At 67.3% G+C, this 16,201-nt stretch carries 16 protein-coding genes; 8 read left to right on the plus strand and 8 right to left on the minus strand.

Features of this window, described 5'->3' with window-relative positions; all coding sequences use genetic code 11:
- Positions 1–38 precede the first annotated feature (38 nt).
- From Q9246_RS21495 to Q9246_RS21530, 8 genes are all read right to left on the minus strand, one after another.
- On the minus strand, positions 39–653 hold the full coding sequence (locus tag Q9246_RS21495; RefSeq protein ID WP_306392909.1) for a Maf family protein: 615 nt from the start codon (positions 651–653) through the stop codon (positions 39–41).
- A 28-nt stretch (positions 654–681) separates the two neighbouring features.
- Positions 682–1,152 carry a 23S rRNA (pseudouridine(1915)-N(3))-methyltransferase RlmH gene (gene rlmH, locus Q9246_RS21500; protein WP_109346453.1) on the minus strand — a complete coding sequence of 157 codons (471 nt, stop codon included), beginning with the start codon at positions 1,150–1,152 and terminating at the stop codon, positions 682–684.
- 9 nt (positions 1,153–1,161) lie between these two features.
- Positions 1,162–1,884, minus strand: coding sequence for a ribosome silencing factor (rsfS, locus tag Q9246_RS21505; protein WP_306392914.1), 723 nt, complete (start codon positions 1,882–1,884; stop codon positions 1,162–1,164).
- Positions 1,884–2,570, minus strand: coding sequence for a nicotinate-nucleotide adenylyltransferase (locus Q9246_RS21510; RefSeq protein WP_306392915.1), 687 nt, complete (start codon positions 2,568–2,570; stop codon positions 1,884–1,886). Before Q9246_RS21510 ends, rsfS begins: the two co-directional genes overlap by 1 nt.
- The gene (gene hemF, locus Q9246_RS21515) at positions 2,567–3,478 is read right to left on the minus strand and encodes an oxygen-dependent coproporphyrinogen oxidase (protein WP_306392917.1); all 912 of its coding nucleotides are present in this window, start codon (positions 3,476–3,478) and stop codon (positions 2,567–2,569) included. The genes Q9246_RS21510 and hemF overlap by 4 nt, the downstream gene beginning before the upstream one ends.
- A gap of 84 nt (positions 3,479–3,562) precedes the next feature.
- Positions 3,563–4,828, minus strand: a complete 1,266-nt coding sequence (gene purD, locus Q9246_RS21520) for a phosphoribosylamine--glycine ligase (protein ID WP_306392918.1) — start codon at positions 4,826–4,828, stop codon at positions 3,563–3,565.
- A 12-nt stretch (positions 4,829–4,840) separates the two neighbouring features.
- On the minus strand, positions 4,841–5,566 hold the full coding sequence (locus Q9246_RS21525) for a YebC/PmpR family DNA-binding transcriptional regulator (RefSeq protein WP_306392920.1): 726 nt from the start codon (positions 5,564–5,566) through the stop codon (positions 4,841–4,843).
- A gap of 69 nt (positions 5,567–5,635) precedes the next feature.
- On the minus strand, positions 5,636–6,460 hold the full coding sequence (locus Q9246_RS21530; protein ID WP_306392922.1) for a DUF2182 domain-containing protein: 825 nt from the start codon (positions 6,458–6,460) through the stop codon (positions 5,636–5,638).
- A 392-nt stretch (positions 6,461–6,852) separates the two neighbouring features.
- Here Q9246_RS21530 and Q9246_RS21535 point away from each other — a divergent pair, with 392 nt between their 5' ends.
- The 8 genes from Q9246_RS21535 (at position 6,853) to Q9246_RS21570 (ending at position 16,131) form a co-directional block, all read left to right on the plus strand.
- On the plus strand, positions 6,853–7,257 hold the full coding sequence (locus Q9246_RS21535; RefSeq protein WP_306392923.1) for a methylglyoxal synthase: 405 nt from the start codon (positions 6,853–6,855) through the stop codon (positions 7,255–7,257).
- A 10-nt stretch (positions 7,258–7,267) separates the two neighbouring features.
- Positions 7,268–8,245, plus strand: coding sequence for a quinone oxidoreductase family protein (locus Q9246_RS21540; RefSeq protein WP_306392925.1), 978 nt, complete (start codon positions 7,268–7,270; stop codon positions 8,243–8,245).
- Positions 8,242–8,406, plus strand: a complete 165-nt coding sequence (locus Q9246_RS21545; RefSeq protein WP_306392926.1) for a hypothetical protein — start codon at positions 8,242–8,244, stop codon at positions 8,404–8,406. The genes Q9246_RS21540 and Q9246_RS21545 overlap by 4 nt, the downstream gene beginning before the upstream one ends.
- Positions 8,407–8,410: 4 nt before the next feature.
- Complete coding sequence (locus tag Q9246_RS21550) at positions 8,411–9,334, plus strand: TIGR03571 family LLM class oxidoreductase (protein WP_306392927.1); 924 nt, start codon at positions 8,411–8,413, stop codon at positions 9,332–9,334.
- A 131-nt stretch (positions 9,335–9,465) separates the two neighbouring features.
- The gene (locus Q9246_RS21555; RefSeq protein ID WP_306392929.1) at positions 9,466–11,328 is read left to right on the plus strand and encodes a glycoside hydrolase family 2 protein; all 1,863 of its coding nucleotides are present in this window, start codon (positions 9,466–9,468) and stop codon (positions 11,326–11,328) included.
- 10 nt (positions 11,329–11,338) lie between these two features.
- Positions 11,339–13,570, plus strand: coding sequence for a glycoside hydrolase family 3 N-terminal domain-containing protein (locus Q9246_RS21560; protein WP_306392930.1), 2,232 nt, complete (start codon positions 11,339–11,341; stop codon positions 13,568–13,570).
- A gap of 32 nt (positions 13,571–13,602) precedes the next feature.
- Positions 13,603–14,664, plus strand: coding sequence for a LacI family DNA-binding transcriptional regulator (locus Q9246_RS21565; RefSeq protein ID WP_306392931.1), 1,062 nt, complete (start codon positions 13,603–13,605; stop codon positions 14,662–14,664).
- Positions 14,665–14,757: 93 nt separating this feature from the next.
- Positions 14,758–16,131 carry an enolase C-terminal domain-like protein gene (locus Q9246_RS21570; protein WP_306392934.1) on the plus strand — a complete coding sequence of 458 codons (1,374 nt, stop codon included), beginning with the start codon at positions 14,758–14,760 and terminating at the stop codon, positions 16,129–16,131.
- Positions 16,132–16,201 lie beyond the last annotated feature (70 nt).

The raw sequence follows: 16,201 nt of genomic DNA on the forward strand, positions 1-16,201 counted from the left end.
GCTGGGCGAGGGCCGCCCACCGGATCGATGGCGGAAAATCAGATGGCCAGGCCGGCCTTGCGCAACAGGTTCGCCGTCTCGAACAGCGGCAATCCCATGATCCCCGAATGGCTGCCTTCGATGTGCTCGATGAACAGCGCCGCCGGGCCCTGGATGCCGTAACCGCCGGCCTTGTCGTAAGGCTCGAGGGTGGCGCAATAGGCCCTGATCTGCGCCGCAGTCAACGTGGCGAAGCGCACGTTCGACACTTGCGTGACCTGCTCGGCCACGTTCTGGGCGTGGACCGCCACCGACGTCAGCACCTGGTGGGTGCGGCCCGACAGGCGTTCGAGCATCGCCACCGCCTCGCGGTTGTCGGCCGGCTTGCCGAGGATCTCGCCGTCGATGGTGACGGTGGTGTCGGCCGTCAGCACCGGGCGCAGCGGCTGGCGGCGCTGCAGCAGCAGGTTGTAGGCGAAGGCGCCCTTGGCCCGGGCGACCCGCGCCACGTAGGTGTGCACGTCTTCGCCCGGCAGCACGTCTTCGCTGACGTCGACCGCGCGGCCCGGATCGCTGCGCAGCAGCATCAGTTCGAAATCCACGCCGATCTGGCGCAGCAGTTCGCGCCGGCGCGGGCTCTTGGAGGCGAGGTAGATCTTGTTCTGGTTTTTCATCGCGGGCTCTTCATCGACTCGGTCCGGTTCAGACACGGTGGTACGGATGATTCTGGGTGATCGACCAGGCGCGATACAGCTGTTCCGCCAGCATGACCCGGACGATTCCGTGCGGCAGGGTCATGCTGGAGATGCGGATCAGGCCCTCGGCCCGCGCCTTCAGCTCGGGATCGAGGCCGTCGGCCCCGCCGATCAGGAAGGCGGTGTCGCGGCCGTCGCGCTGCCAGGTCTCGAGCTGCTGGGACAAGCCGACGCTGGTCAGGTCCTTGCCGCGTTCGTCCAGGGCGACGATGCGCACGCCCTTCGGCAGCGCCGCCTCGATGCGCTCGCGCTCGAGCGCCATCGCGGTGGCGGCGGTCTTGCTGCCGGAACGCTCGACCGGCTTGATCTCCTTGAGCACGATGCGCAGCTCGGGCGGCATGCGCTTCGTGTACTCGGTGAAGCCGGATTCGATCCAGGCCGGCATCTTGTGGCCGACCGCGGCAATGATCAACTGCATGCCTTGCCCTTACTCGGCATCCTTCTTGATGCGGCGGATCACCTTCTTGAACGGTGCCGTAGCTTCGGCGGCCGGCGCGGCCTTCGGTGCAGCAGCCTTGCTCACGCGCTTCGGCGGCTTGGCCTTGGTCGCTTCGACGGCGGCGACTTCGGTCTTGCTCGGCGCGACTTTCACGGTCTTGCCGGTCGGGACGGCCTTGGCGGCTGCCTTTTTGGCGGCCGGCTTCTTGGCAGCGGCGGTCTCGCCGGCAGCAGCCTTGGTGGCGCGCTTGGCGGCAGGTTTACGCTCGTTGACCGGCTTGGCTTCTTCCTGCGCCTGGTTGGCGGCCAGGTGCTTCGACTTCGGCTTGGCGGCGTCGGCTTCGACACCTTCGGCGGTCGACTTGCGCTTGGCGGCGCCCAGCTTGACCGGCTTCTCGCCCCAGATTTCTTCGAGGCGGTAGTACTGGCGGATGGCCGGCTGCATGATGTGGACGATCATGTCGCCCAGGTCGACCAGCACCCATTCGCCGGTGTCTTCGCCTTCCAGGCCGACCACGTCGCCGCCGGCTGCCTTGACCTTGTCGCGCACCGACGCTGCCAGCGCCTTGGTCTGGCGGTTGGAGGTGCCCGAGACCACGGCGATGCGGTCGAACAGGCTGGTCAGGTGGGTCGTGTCGAACAGGACGATGTCCTGGCCCTTGACGTCTTCCAGGGCGTCCACGACGAGGGTTTGCAGTTTCTTGATATCCATTAGTTTTTGTATAGGTGATGTTGTTGAATATAGTCTAGCACTTGCGCCATACCGAGCGCGCTTGCATCCGCGCCGGATTGCAGGGCCGCCCGGAGCTGGCTGGACGACAGGTCCACGTCCAGCGTCGGCGCGAGGCAGACTTTTCCGTGCGCCAGCAGGCGCACGGTGTCGGGCGTTGCAAGCCGCGTCGACAGTTCTTGGGCCACCAGGGGTGGCAATGCTTCCTGCGCCAGGTCGTAGCCCGGACGCGTCGCCACGCCAAGATTGGCAAGGGCAAACAGTTCGCGCCATTCGTTCCAGCTGTCGAGCTTGCGCAACTGGTCGGCGCCCATCAGGAACACGATCGAGGCCCGCGGGCCCAGTTCCGCGCGCAGCGCGCGCAGGGTTTCGACCGTGTAGGTCGGCGTCTTGCGTTCGACTTCCTGCAGGTCGAGCGTCACCGGAAGCGCCGGGCTGCGCAGCGGCGCGAAAGCCAGTTCCAGCATCGCGATGCGATCCTGGTCGCTGGCCTCGAGGCCGCTTTTCTGCCACGGCTGGCCGGCCGGCAGGATGCGCAGCGCATCCGGCCGCAGCAGGCGGGTGAACAGCTGCGCGAGCGCGACGTGGCCCTGGTGTACCGGATCGAAACTGCCGCCCAGGACGGCGATGCAGCGGTTGCGGCCAGGCGCGCCGCCGGCCACGCTCACGGCGCCAGCCAGTCCCGGTGCACCAGGAAGTCGGAATACAGCCGCGCTTCAGGGCTGCCGGGTTCGGGATGCCAGTCGTAGCGCCACTTGACGATCGGCGGCATCGACATCAGGATCGCCTCGGTACGCCCGCCCGACTGCAGGCCGAACAGGGTACCGCGATCCCACACCAGGTTGAACTCGACGTAGCGGCCGCGCCGGTAGGCCTGGAAATCGCGCTCGCGCTCGCCATATGGCTGGTCCTTGCGGCGCTGCAGGATCGGCAGGTAGGCGTCCAGGAAGCGCTCGCCCACGCTGCGTACCAGCGCATACGATTGCTCGAAGCCGAGTTCGTTCAAGTCGTCGAAGAAGATGCCGCCGACGCCGCGCGGTTCCTTGCGGTGCTTCAGGTAGAAGTAATCGTCGCACCAGCTCTTGAAGCGCGGATGCAGGTCTGGGCCGAACGGCGCCACGGCGTCGTGGCAGGCCTGGTGGAAGTGGCGCGCATCGTCAAGCTCGCCGTAATACGGCGTCAGGTCCATGCCGCCGCCGAACCACCAGACCGGGTCCTTGCCGGGCGCGGTCGCTTCAAAAAAGCGCACGTTCATGTGCACCGTCGGGGCGTAGGGGTTGCGCGGATGCAGCACCAGCGACACGCCCATCGCTTCCCAGGCGCGGCCCGCCAGCTCCGGCCGCGCCGCCGTGGCCGATGGCGGCAGGGTCGCGCCGCGCACGTGCGAGAAGTTCACGCCGCCCCGTTCCAGTACATTGCCTTCCTCGACCAGGCGCGACACGCCGCCACCGCCTTCGGGACGTTCCCATTCCTCGCGCAGGAACGATTTGCCGTCGACCTGTTCGAGACCGTGGACGATGCGCGCCTGGAGCTCGAGCAGCCAGGCCTTGATGGCGGCAGGGTTGGGGGAAGACATGGGAATGGACTGACCGGGAATGAAAAGTGGGCCGATTGTACACCGGCCCACGTGTGCTTACATCTGGCGTTGGATGGGAGGGATTTACTTCACGCCGCGCCAGCCGATGTCGCGCCGATACTGCGCGCCATTGAAGTGGATCTTCTCGACGCTGTCGTAGGCCTGCTTCTGCGCCATCTTGACGCTGTCGCCCAGTCCCACCACGCACAGCACGCGGCCGCCGCTGGTCTGCAGCTTGCCGTCCACGAGTTTGGTGCCGGCATGGAAGGTGACGCATTCCGGCACTTCTTGCGGGATGCCGTCGATGACGTCGCCCTTGCGCGGGCTGTCCGGATAGCCGGCGGCCGCCATCACGACGCCCACGGCGGTGCGGCGGTCCCATTCCAGCTCGACCGTGTCGAGGGTGCCGTTGCAGGCGTGTTCCAGTACAGTCGCGAAGTCGCTCTTCAGGCGCGCCATGATCGGCTGGGTTTCCGGGTCGCCCATGCGGCAGTTGAATTCGAGCGTGCGCGGATTGCCCTCGGCGTCGATCATCAGGCCGGCGTACAGGAAGCCCGAGAACGGGATGCCGTCGCGAGCCATGCCCTGGATGGTCGGGTTGACGATCTCGCGCATCACGCGCGCATGCATCGACGGCGTCACGATCGGCGCCGGCGAATAGGCGCCCATGCCGCCCGTGTTCGGGCCCTGGTCGTTGTCCTTCAGGCGTTTATGATCCTGGCTGGTGGCCAGCGCCAGCACGTTCTTGCCGTCGCACATGACGATGAAGCTGGCTTCTTCGCCGGCCAGGAATTCTTCGATCACGATGCGCGCGCCGGCGTCGCCGAAGGCGTTATCGGACAGCATGTGGTCGACGGCGCCATGCGCTTCCTCCAGCGACATCGCGACCACCACGCCCTTGCCGGCCGCCAGGCCGTCGGCCTTGATGACGATCGGCGCGCCGTTGGCGTCGATGTAGGCGTGGGCCGCCGCGGCATCGGAGAAGGTTTCGTACCTGGCGGTCGGGATGCCGTGGCGCTGCATGAAGGCCTTGGCGAAGTCTTTCGAGCTCTCGAGCTGGGCCGCTTCGCGGGTCGGGCCGAAGATCTTGAGGCCGCGCGAGCGGAACAGGTTGACGATGCCGGCCGCCAGCGGCGCCTCGGGGCCGACCAGGGTCAGTGCAACGCCTTCGGCCACCACGAAGTCGGCCAGCGCCTCGGGGTCCGTCAGGTCGACCGTCACCAGGCGGTCGTCGAGCGCGGTGCCGCCATTGCCCGGGGCGACGAAGACCGTCTGGGCACGTTCCGATTGGGCCAGTTTCCACGCCAGCGCGTGTTCGCGGCCGCCCGAGCCGACTACGAGGATTTTCATATTGGCTACCAATTATTCTTCGATGACGGCGTTGGTGAACACTTCCTGGACGTCGTCCAGGTTTTCCAGCGCATCCAGCAGTTTCTGCATCTTGACCGCGTCCTCGCCCGTGAACACGGTCTCGGTGGCGGGCTTCATGATGACTTCGGCCACTTCGGCCTTGAAGCCGGCCGCTTCCAGTGCTTCCTTGACACTCGAGAAGGCGTGCGGGTCGCACAGCACCTCAAAGCCGCCTTCTTCGTCGGCCGCGACGTCGTCGGCGCCGGCTTCCAGGGCAGCTTCCATCAGCTTGTCTTCTTCGACGCCGGGCGCGAACAGGAACTGGCCGGTGTGGGTGAACATGAAGGCCACCGAGCCCTCGGTGCCCATATTGCCGCCGAACTTGCTGAAGGCATGGCGCACTTCGGCCACGGTGCGCACGCGGTTGTCGGTCAGGCAGTCGACGATGATCGCCGCGCCGCCGATGCCGTAGCCTTCGTAGCGCACTTCTTCGTAGTTAACGCCTTCGAGCTCGCCCGAGCCGCGCTGGATCGCGCGGGTGACGTTATCCTTCGGCATATTCGCGTCCGCGGCCTTCTCGACCGCCAGGCGCAGGCGCGGGTTGGAAGCGATGTCGCTTCCGCCCATGCGCGCGGCCACGGTGATCTCCTTGATCAGGCGCGTCCAGATCTTGCCGCGTTTGGCATCAGTGGCGGCCTTCTTGTGCTTGATATTGGCCCATTTGCTGTGTCCAGCCATGTCGAGAATTCCTTAGACGGTATGCAAGAGTGGCCGATATTCTAGCATAGGCCCCTCCTGCAAAATCGCTCAAGGAAACAACAGTCGGGTCCCCATGGCGAGTAGCGCCAGGCCGCCCGCACAGGCGATCAGGTGGCCGCTGGCGAGGCGGATCTCGGCCAGCACGAACAGGCCCACGACGGCGATGGCGGCCGGGTTATCGGGACCGGTGGCCAGCAGCAGGAGCATCAGCAGCCAGCAACAGCCCAGGCACTGGCGGGCGTGCGCCGCGCCGCGCCCGAGGGCGCCCGCCAGGCCGTCGCGCCAGCCGGCCAGGATGCCGGGCAGGGGCGCCCGGCAGTGCTCCAGGCAGGCATGCTTGGCCGGTGTCCACTGGTAGACGCCGGCCGCCACCATGATCAGGCCCAGCAGCAGGGGATGGCGCACGGCGCCGCTGGGGGCCGACTCGTGCAAGGTCCACTGGGCGATCGCGGCCAGCAGGGCGAAGCCGGTCCAGGCGCCCAGGTAGCCGAGCACGAACAGGGCGGTACATCGGCGCGCGCGCTGCGCCGCGCGGTCGCCGGCCAGGCGCGCGAACAGCACCGTGGCGCGGCTGGCCAGCGGCAGCATCAGCGCCGTGCACAGGCCGGCCCAGGTGAGGAAGACCAGCGCCAGCTGGGCGGCCTGGTAGGCCAGCGAGGGCGCGGTGGTGGCTGCGCCGGTCGCCGGCCCGTTGGCGGCGGCAGCGGCGGTGACGGCAGTAGCGGTGGCTTCCGCCAGCGGCTGGCTGCTGAGTACCAGGCCGCCCAGTACCAGGCCGGCCCAGCACAGGCTGGCCAGCAGCGACAGGACCAGTAAGGTGAGCAGGACCGTACGGTCACGGCCCAGGCGTGCTTCGACATCGCTCAGGTTCATTGCGGCGCTCCCGGTGGGCCCGCGCGCTCATGCTTGAGGGTCATGATGGATTCTCCTTTTCGGTTGATGTGCCTTGATTCGACCGCGCGCCGTCGCGGCCCGTTCGGCGAACGCGGCCGGATGTGGCGCGAAGCCGAAGCCGCCGTCGCCGGATGAGCCCTGGGATTGGCGCCAGTGGTGCAACTCCCATACCACGCCCGCCGCGGCGCGCCGCCGCGATCGCCTCGGCATGACGCCGAACTTCGGCGTTGCCGCCACAGCCGTGCACCGACCTTGATCGTGTTCAGGATGTCCGGGCGTCGCCCGTGGTTTTGAATGACCGCCAGCGAATCCGGTATTCTTATATGCCAGCCATCCCGTGCATCCGGGACTCACCAGCCGTCGCCGAGAACATGACAACAACGACCACACCCATTCCCCGGATCGCGCTGATCGCGCACGACAAGAAGAAGGACGACATGATCGCGCTCGCCGCCGAGTATCGGGCGTTCCTGCAGGGCTGCGCCCTGTCGGCCACCGGCACCACCGGCGGGCGCCTGATCAACGAACTGGGCCTGGTCGTCGAGCGCAAGCACTCGGGGCCGGTCGGCGGCGACCTGCAGATCGGTTCGCTGCTGGTCGATGGCCTGATCGATTGCGTGATCTTCCTGCGCGACCCGATGACGCCGCAGCCGCACGAACCCGACATCAACGCCCTGGTGCGCGCCTGCGACGTGCACAACATCCCGTGCGCAACCAATGTCTCGACCGCGCGCCTGGTGCTGTCGCAGCTGATGGGCGCGCGCCGTACCGACTGAGGAGATTGCCATGCTCGCCAAAGCGATCCGCATCGCCGCCACCGGCGGCCCCGAAGTGATGGACTATGTCGAGGTCGAGGCGCCGGCGCCCGGCCCCGGCGAAGCGCGCATCGTCCAGCACGCGATCGGCCTGAATTTCATCGACGTGTATTTCCGCACCGGCCTGTATCCGCAGCCGCTGCCCGGCTGGCTCGGCAAGGAAGGCGCCGGCGTGGTCGAGGCGGTGGGCGCGGGCGTCCTTCATGTGAAACCGGGCGACCGAGTGGCCTATGCCGGCGGACCGCTCGGCGCCTACGCCAGCACGCGCACCATGCCAGCCCGCTTCCTGGTCAAGCTGCCCGATGCGATCGGCTTCGAGACCGCGGCCGCCATGATGCTGCAGGGCCTGACCGTGCAATACCTGCTGCGCCAGACCTACCCGGTCAAGGCCGGCGACACAATCCTGTTCCACGCCGCGGCCGGCGGCGTCGGCCTGATCGCCTGCCAGTGGGCGCGTGCGCTCGGCGTGCGCCTGATCGGCACCGTCGGCTCGACGGAGAAGGGCGAGCTGGCGTTGCGCCATGGCGCGGCCCACGTCATCAATTACCGCGACGAAGACATCGTGGCGCGCGTGCGCGAACTCACGGGCGGCGAAGGCGTGCCGGTGGTGTACGACTCGATCGGCAAGGACACGTTCACCGCTTCGCTCGACTGCCTGCAACGGCGCGGGCTGATGGTCAGCTTCGGCAATGCCTCGGGCGCGGTGGAGCCGTTCGCACCGGCCGAACTGTCGAAGCGTGGCTCGCTGTTCCTGACCCGGCCGACCCTGTTCGACTACATGGCCACGCAAGTGGAGCAAGAGGCGATGACGTCCGAGCTGTTCGACATGGTCGGCAGCGGCCAGGTCAAGGTCGAGGTGCATCAACGCTTCGCGCTGGCGCAGGCGGCCGACGCCCACCGCGCGCTGGAGTCGCGCAGCACGACCGGTTCGACGGTGCTGCTGCCATGAGGGACACCCGCGACCAGGAATCCTTGCCCGACCCGCTGCCGCCGGCGGCGCCATCCTCCGGCGACGGCACGCCGAAGTTTGGCCGCCTGCTGGTCGTGCTGGCGCTGGCCATGCTCGCGGTGGTGGCGCTGACCTTCGGCTCGGAAGCCTACTTCACCTGACGCCATGGACGGCGTCAACCGCGCATACGGGCAGGTCTTCGTCCCCGGCCGCCTGACGGTCGGGCTGATGACGCCCATGCAGGGTGCGCCCGGCGTGCCGGCGGACGTCGACACGGCCCTGCAACAGGCGCGCCTGGCCGATGCGCTGGGCTTCGCGGCGCTGTGGACGCGCGACGTGCCCCTGATGATCCCGCAGGGCAGCGCCAGCGAAGTGGCGGCGCTGGACGATCCCTTCCTGTGGCTGACCGCGCTGGCGGCGGTGACGACGCAGGTCGTGCTGGCCACCGGCGCCATCGTGTTGCCGCTGCGCCATCCGCTGCACGTGGCCAAGTCGGCCCTGAGCCTGGACCGCCTCAGCCACGGACGCCTGCTGCTGGGCGTCGGGTCGGGCGACCGTCCCGAGGAATTCGCGCGCTTCGGTCTCGACCTGGAAACGCGCGACGTCGCCTTCCGCGAACATTGGGAAGCGGTGCGCGCCGCGCTTGATCCACGGCCTGCTGCTGATGGCGACGGACAGTACCGGGTGCTGCCGCCGCCATCCGCGCGCATCCCGATGATCGCGGTCGGCAGTGCGCGCCAGTCGCTGCAGTGGATCGCCGAACATGCCGACGGCTGGGCGAGCTACCACCGCGAAGAAGACCGCCAGAAGGGCAGGATCGCCCTATGGCATATGGCGCAGGACCAGCGCTCGCCCGGCCAGCGCAAACCCTTCATCCAGTCGGTGCAGCTGGACCTGCTGGACAATCCGGCCGCGCCGGCCGAGGCGATCGAACTGGGCCTGCGTACCGGCCGCCTGGCGCTGGCGGCCTACCTGGAGCGCATGCGCGAACTCGGGGTCGCGCACATCCTGTTCAACCTTCATCGCGGAGCGCGGCCGGTCGAGGACGTGCTGCGCGAACTGGGCGCGGACATCCTGCCGCAGCTGTAGCCATCCACCCTGCATTGTAAGTACGCATTTTGTTGACATAACAAAACTGCGTCGCTACGATGGCCTAGCATCGAGATACCGGTAACAAAATAATTCACCGGACGGCGCCAGCCGCACAGCAGGAGACAATCATGAAGTGTATTGGCAATGCATGCTGGGCCGCGATGTGCGCGCTGGTCCTGTCCTGGCACGCGCCCGCATGGGCGCAGGCACAGACGCCGGCCGGCGACGCGGCCTCCACGCCGCTGCAGCATATCCACGGACGGCAGCACCAGAGCCTCAACGGCCGCTGGAACTATATCGTCGACCCTTACGAAACCGGCTATTACAACTACCGCCGCGAGCCTTTCGACGCCACGCCTTCCGGCAAGGGCGGCTTCTACGACGACCTGGCGCCGCCGCAAAAGGGCGAGCTGGTCGAGTACGACTTCGACCTGTCGCCGACGCTCAAGGTGCCGGGCGACTGGAATTCGCAGGCCGAGAAGCTGGCCTTCTATGAAGGCACAGTGTGGATGCGCCAGGTGTTCAATGCTGAACCAAAGGAAGGCAGTCGCTACTTCCTTTACTTCGGCGCCGTCAATTACCAGGCCCACGTCTACCTGAACGGCAAGAAGCTGGGCATGCACAAGGGCGGCTTCACGCCGTTCCAGTTCGACGTCAGCGGCAAGCTGAATAAAGGGCGCAACTTCGTGGTGGTCAAGGTCGACAATATGCGCCACCAGGACGAGATCCCGACCGTGAACACCGACTGGTGGAACTATGGCGGCATCACGCGCGACGTGGTGCTGGCCGAGGTGCCGGCCACGTATATCGCCGACTACAAGGTGCAGCTGGCCAAGGGCGATTTGAAACGCATCGAGGGATTCGTCCAGCTGGCCGGTGCCCAGCCGCGGCAAAGCGTCAGCGTGAGCATCCCGGAAGCCGGCATCAAGACCACCGTCATGACCGATGCCGGCGGCCGGGCTGACTTCAAGATACCCGTGAACAAGCTGCGCTACTGGTCGCCGGAAGACCCGAAACTGTACGGCGTCGAGATCGCCGCCGGCCCGGACGCCGTCAAGGACAGGATCGGTTTCCGCACCATCGAGACCCGTGGCCAGGACATCCTGCTGAACGGTAAATCGATCTTCCTGCGCGGGATCTCGCTGCACGACGAGAATCCGCTGGCCCAGGGCCGCCTGCGCGGCGAGGGCGATATGCGCATGATGCTGCAGTGGGCGAAAGAACTGAATGCGAACTACGTGCGCCTGGCCCACTATCCGCACAGCGAACGGATGTCGCGCCTGGCCGACGAGATGGGCCTGCTGGTCTGGGCCGAGGTGCCGGTGTACTGGACCATCTCGTGGACCAACCCGGACACCTACCGCAACGCCCACCAGCAGCTGACCGACATGGTGGTGCGCGACAGGAACCGCGCCAGCGTCATCATCTGGTCGATCGGGAACGAGACCCCGGTGAGTGCGCCGCGCAACGACTTCATGGGCCGGCTGGCCGACACCGTGCGCAAGCTGGACGACACGCGCCTGGTAGCGGCCGCGCTCGAGGTGCACCGCGAGGGCCAGCGGGTCGTGGTCGAGGATCCGCTGTCCGACAAGATCGACCTGGCCAGCTTCAATGAATACGCGGGCTGGTACTGGAGCGACCCGAAGGACATGCTCAACTACCGCTTCGACATCAAGGTCGACAAGCCGGTGGTCGTCAGCGAATTCGGCGCCGATGCGCTGGGCGGCTACCACGCGGACGACGCGACCCGCTGGAGCGAGGAATACCAGGACCTGCTGTACAAGAACCAGTTCACCATGCTGACCGCGATCCCCGGCCTGCGCGGCATGACGCCGTGGATCCTGGCCGATTTCCGCTCCCCGCGCCGCCCGCATCCGCGCTACCAGGACTTCTGGAACCGCAAGGGCCTGATCTCGGACACCGGCCAGAAGAAGAAAGCCTTTCACACGCTGAAGGAGTTCTACGACCGGATGCAGCAGAAATACCGATAAGAGGCCTCGGATGACGACGATGACGAAGACCCTGCTGGCGCTGGCCGCACTGATGGCGTGCGTGCCCAGCGCATTCGCGCAGGAGCGCACGATCGCGCAACAGGTCGACGCGCTGCTGAAACGCATGACGCTCGAGGAAAAGGTCGGCCAGTTGCACCAGCTGTCGGGCCGCCAGATGACGGGGCCGGGCAGCGAGAAGTTCAGCGACAAGCTGGCCGATATCCGCGCCGGCAAGGTGGGCTCGATGCTGAACGTGAAGGGCGTGGCCGAGACGCGCGAGATCCAGGCGCTGGCGCTGCAGTCGCGCCTCAAGATTCCGCTGCTGTTCAGCCTCGACGTCATCCACGGCTACAAGACGGTGTTCCCGGTGCCGCTGGGCGAATCGGCATCGTGGGACATGGAAGCGATTGAGCAGTCGGCCCATATCGCGGCGAAGGAAGCCGCCGCCAGCGGCATCCACTGGACGTTTGCGCCGATGGTCGACATCGGCCGCGATCCGCGCTGGGGCCGGGTGATGGAAGGCGCCGGCGAGGACACCTACCTGGGCTCGCGCATTGCCGTCGCACGGGTAAAAGGCTTCCAGGGCGAGAGGCCGGGCGCGCTGGACCGCATCATGGCCACCGCCAAGCACTTCGCCGGCTATGGCGCGGCGATTGCCGGCCGCGACTACAACGCGGCCGACATGAGCGAGCAGCAGCTGCACGAAGTCTACCTGCCGCCTTTCAAGGCGGCGGTCGATGCCGGCGTCGCCACCTTCATGAACTCCTTCAATACGCTCAATGGCGTGCCGGCCACCGCCAGCAGCCACCTGCAGCGCGATATCTTGAAAGGGCAGTGGAAGTATCCCGGCTTCGTCGTCAGCGACTGGGCCTCGGTGAAGGAGCTGGTCGAGCATGGTTATGCGACCGACCTGGCGCAGGCGGCCGAGCAGGCGATCAATGCCGGCAGCGACATGGACATGGAAGGGTATGCGTTCACGCGCCACCTGGCCGAGCGGTTGAAAAGCGGCAAGGTAAAGCAGGACGTGCTGGACGACGCCGTGCGCCGCGTGCTGACGAAAAAATTCGAGCTGGGCCTGTTCGACGATCCCTACCGCTATTCGGATGCGGCGCGCGAACAGGCCGTGCTGAACGACCCGGAACACGCCCGCATCGCCCGCGACGTCGCCCGCAAGTCGCTGGTGCTGCTCAAGAACGAAGGACAGGCGCTGCCTTTCTCGACCGGCCTGAAGTCGCTGGCCGTGATCGGACCGCTCGCGCAAGCGAAGCGTGACCTGGAAGGCGGCTGGATCGTCGCGTCCGACGAGAGCCGGGTGGTGAGCCTGGTCGAAGGGATACGCGCCCGGCTGTCGCCGCAAACGACGTTGACCGTCGCCAGGGGCTGCGACGTGGCCTGCCTTGATACGGCCGGCTTCGACGCCGCGGTGGCGGCGGCAAAGGATGCCGACGCCGTGCTGCTGGTGCTGGGCGAATCGTGGGACATGAGCGGCGAAGCCAAGTCGCGGGCCGACATCGGCCTGCCGGGCCGCCAGGCGGCGCTGTTCGACGCCGTGGCCGCGACCGGCAAGCCGGTGGTGGTGGTGATGCTGGCCGGTCGTCCGCTGGTGTTCGAGAACGTCGCCGCGAAGGCCGCGGCGATCGTGTATGCCTGGTTCCCCGGCGCCCAGGGCGGCAATGCGGTGGCCGACGTGCTGTTCGGCGCCTACAACCCGTCGGGCAAGCTGCCGATGACCTTCCCGCGCAGCGTGGGGCAGATCCCGATCTCCTACCAGCAGTACCGCACCGGGCGCCCAGTGCTCGATCCAGCGAACATCGTCTACCGCTCGGCCTATATCGATTCGCCCAACACGCCGCGCTATGCCTTCGGCCATGGCCTCAGTTATACCAGCTTCGCCTACAGCGACCTGGCGCTCAGCCAGCCATCGATGCGGCCGGGCGACAAGGTCACGCTCTCGTTCACGCTCGCCAATACCGGCCAGCGCGCCGGTGAGGAAGTCGCGCAGCTGTACTTGCGCGACCCGGTGGCCTCGATCGTGCGGCCGCTGATGGAGCTGAAGGGTTTCCAGAAGCTGAAGCTCGAACCTGGCGAACGGCGCAGGGTGAGCTTCGAGATCGACCGCGACCTGCTGTCCTTCCACAATGGCAAACTGGATTGGGTGGCCGAGCCGGGCGAGTTCGAGCTGATGGTGGGCACGGCGTCGGACGCGATCCGCCTGCGCGGCAAGCTGACGCTGGTGGAGTAGGACCGCCCGGTGGGCGGTGCTAGAATCGCGCCATGGAAAAACCCGCCCCGAAGGACGCCCCAGTTACCGCCCGCAAGAGCCGCAAGGGCGCCACGCCCACGGTGCGCGACGTCGCCCGGCTGGCCGGCGTGGCGCCGATGAGCGTCTCGCGCGCGCTGAACAATCCCGACTCGGTCTCCCCCGACATCCTGCAGCGCGTGCGCGAGGTAGTGGACCGGGTCGGCTACGTGCCGAACCTGCTGGCCGGCGGCCTGGCCTCCAAGAAGAGCCGCATGGTGGCGGCCGTGGTGCCGACCATCAGCGGCTCGGTGTTCCTCGAGATGGTGCAGGCGCTGACCGACAGCCTGGCCGCGCGCGGCTACCAGCTGATGCTGGGCCAGTCCGGCTATGAAAACTCGCGCGAGGACGCGCTGCTCGAAGCCATCATCGGCCGCCGTCCGGACGGCGTGGTGCTGACCGGGATCATGCGCTCCGAGCAGGGGCGGCGCCGCCTGCTGGCCAGCGGTATTCCCGTGGTCGAGACCTGGGATTTGACCGACGATCCGATCGACATGCTGGTCGGCTTCTCGCACGAAAAAATCGGCAGGGCGGTGGCCGAATACCTGGTCCGGCGCGGCCGGCGCAGGATCGCCACCATCAGCGCCAACGACGAGCGGGCAGTGCGCCGCAACCGCCAGTTCGCCGACACCGTGCTGGCGCTGCGGCCCGAGCTGGGGATGGACCGCGCCGCGGTGCCGACCTGCATCGTGCCCGCCCCGACCACGCTGGGCAGCGGCCGCACCGGCCTGCGCGAGCTGCTGGCACACGATCCCGGCATCGACGCCATCTTCTGCAGCTCGGACATGATGGCCCAGGGCGTGCTGCTCGAAGCACTGGCCCTGGGCATCGAGGTGCCAAGGCAGTTGGCCGTGGTCGGGCTGGGCGACCTGGCGTTCTCGCGCGACCTGTACCCGCCCCTGACCACGGTGCGCATCGACGGCACCGCCATCGGCTCGGCCGCCGCCCAGCTGATCATCGACCGCGCCGAAGGCCGGCCGGTCGAGGAGCCGGTGCGCGACGTTGGCTTCGTCATCGTCGAACGCGCCAGCAGCTAAGAGCTCTAAGCCTTCAAACACATTGACTTGTTCTTCAAGATACCGGTATCATCAATCTCGATTTGATACCGGTAACATGATTTCGAGGAAAAAATGACATTGGATTCATCGACTGCGTCGGCATTGGCCCCGGGCGCGACGCCAACCATCACCGCGATGCGCGTGGTGCCGGTCGCCGGCCGCGACGGCATGCTGCTCAACCTCAGCGGCGCCCATGCCCCCTGGTTTACCCGCAACCTGGTGATCCTCACCGACAGCAGCGGCCAGCAGGGCGTCGGCGAAGTGCCGGGAGGCGAGAGCATCCGCCAGACCCTCGAGGATGCCCGCGCGCTGGTGGTGGGGCAGCCGATCGGCGCCTTCAATGCCGTGCTGCGCGCGATGCGCACGACCTTCGCCGGCCGCGACGCCGGTGGCCGCGGCCAGCAGACCTTCGACCTGCGCGTGATGATCCATGCAGTGGCCGGCGTCGAATGCGCCTTGCTCGACCTGCTCGGCAAGTTCATGGGCGTGCCGGTGGCCGACCTGCTGGGCGAGGGACGCCAGCGCGACCAGGTCGAGATGCTGGGCTATCTGTTCTATGTGGGCGACCGCAAGCTGACCGACCTGCCGTATGCCGGTCCTGCCGACGAGCCGGAGGATGCCGACGGCTGGCTGCGCCTGCGCCATGCACCGGCCATGGACACCGATGCCATCGTGGCCCAGGCCCGCGCCGCGCAGGCGCGCTATGGATTCAGGAACTTCAAGCTCAAGGGCGGGGTGCTGCGCGGCGAGCAGGAAATCGAGGCCGCGCGCGCACTGAAAGAAGCCTTCCCCGAGGCCGGCATCACGCTCGACCCGAACGGCGGCTGGCTGCTGCAGGATGCGATCCGCCTGTGCCGCGACATGCAGGGCGTGCTGGCTTATGCCGAGGATCCCTGCGGTGCCGAAGGCGGCTATTCGGGCCGCGAGACGATGGCCGAGTTCCGCCGCGCGACCGGCCTGCGCACCGCCACCAACATGATCGCCACCGACTGGCGCCAGCTGGCGCACGCGGTGCAGTTGCAGGCGGTGGACATCCCGCTGGCCGACCCGCATTTCTGGACCATGCAGGACACCGTGCGCGTGGCCAAGATGTGCGAGGCCTGGGGCCTGACCTGGGGCTCGCACTCGAACAACCACTTCGATATCTCGCTGGCGATGTTCACCCACGTGGCGGCGGCGGCGCCGGGCGACATCACCGCCATCGACACCCACTGGATCTGGCAGGACGGCCAGCACCTGACCCGCAATCCGCTGCGCATCGAAGGCGGCATGGTGAAGGTGCCGACCACGCCCGGCCTGGGCGTGGAGCTGGACATGGAGGCGGTGGAAGCGGCCCACCGGCGCTACCTGGAGATGGGCCTGGGCGGGCGCGACGACGCAGTCGGCATGCAGTACCTGATCCCGAACTGGAAGTTCGACAGCAAGAAACCGTGCATGGTGCGCTGAACGCGCGCGCAGATTTACCGTTGTCTCTTGGCCCGTCGCGTGATGCGTGACGGGCCTTTTTTGCGTGTGC

It is taken from the genome of Telluria beijingensis (assembly GCF_030770395.1).
In the GTDB taxonomy this organism is placed as follows: Bacteria; Pseudomonadota; Gammaproteobacteria; order Burkholderiales; family Burkholderiaceae_D; genus Telluria; species Telluria beijingensis.

Coding starts and splice junctions, on each gene's coding strand:
- Q9246_RS21495 (WP_306392909.1), bottom strand. CDS start 653: ATGAAAAACCAGAACAAGATCTACCTCGCCTCCAAGAGCCCGCGCCGG.
- rlmH (WP_109346453.1), bottom strand. CDS start 1,152: ATGCAGTTGATCATTGCCGCGGTCGGCCACAAGATGCCGGCCTGGATC.
- rsfS (WP_306392914.1), bottom strand. CDS start 1,884: ATGGATATCAAGAAACTGCAAACCCTCGTCGTGGACGCCCTGGAAGAC.
- hemF (WP_306392917.1), bottom strand. CDS start 3,478: ATGTCTTCCCCCAACCCTGCCGCCATCAAGGCCTGGCTGCTCGAGCTC.
- purD (WP_306392918.1), bottom strand. CDS start 4,828: ATGAAAATCCTCGTAGTCGGCTCGGGCGGCCGCGAACACGCGCTGGCG.
- Q9246_RS21525 (WP_306392920.1), bottom strand. CDS start 5,566: ATGGCTGGACACAGCAAATGGGCCAATATCAAGCACAAGAAGGCCGCC.
- Q9246_RS21530 (WP_306392922.1), bottom strand. CDS start 6,460: ATGAACCTGAGCGATGTCGAAGCACGCCTGGGCCGTGACCGTACGGTC.
- Q9246_RS21535 (WP_306392923.1), top strand. CDS start 6,853: ATGACAACAACGACCACACCCATTCCCCGGATCGCGCTGATCGCGCAC.
- Q9246_RS21540 (WP_306392925.1), top strand. CDS start 7,268: ATGCTCGCCAAAGCGATCCGCATCGCCGCCACCGGCGGCCCCGAAGTG.
- Q9246_RS21545 (WP_306392926.1), top strand. CDS start 8,242: ATGAGGGACACCCGCGACCAGGAATCCTTGCCCGACCCGCTGCCGCCG.
- Q9246_RS21550 (WP_306392927.1), top strand. CDS start 8,411: ATGGACGGCGTCAACCGCGCATACGGGCAGGTCTTCGTCCCCGGCCGC.
- Q9246_RS21555 (WP_306392929.1), top strand. CDS start 9,466: ATGAAGTGTATTGGCAATGCATGCTGGGCCGCGATGTGCGCGCTGGTC.
- Q9246_RS21560 (WP_306392930.1), top strand. CDS start 11,339: ATGACGACGATGACGAAGACCCTGCTGGCGCTGGCCGCACTGATGGCG.
- Q9246_RS21565 (WP_306392931.1), top strand. CDS start 13,603: ATGGAAAAACCCGCCCCGAAGGACGCCCCAGTTACCGCCCGCAAGAGC.
- Q9246_RS21570 (WP_306392934.1), top strand. CDS start 14,758: ATGACATTGGATTCATCGACTGCGTCGGCATTGGCCCCGGGCGCGACG.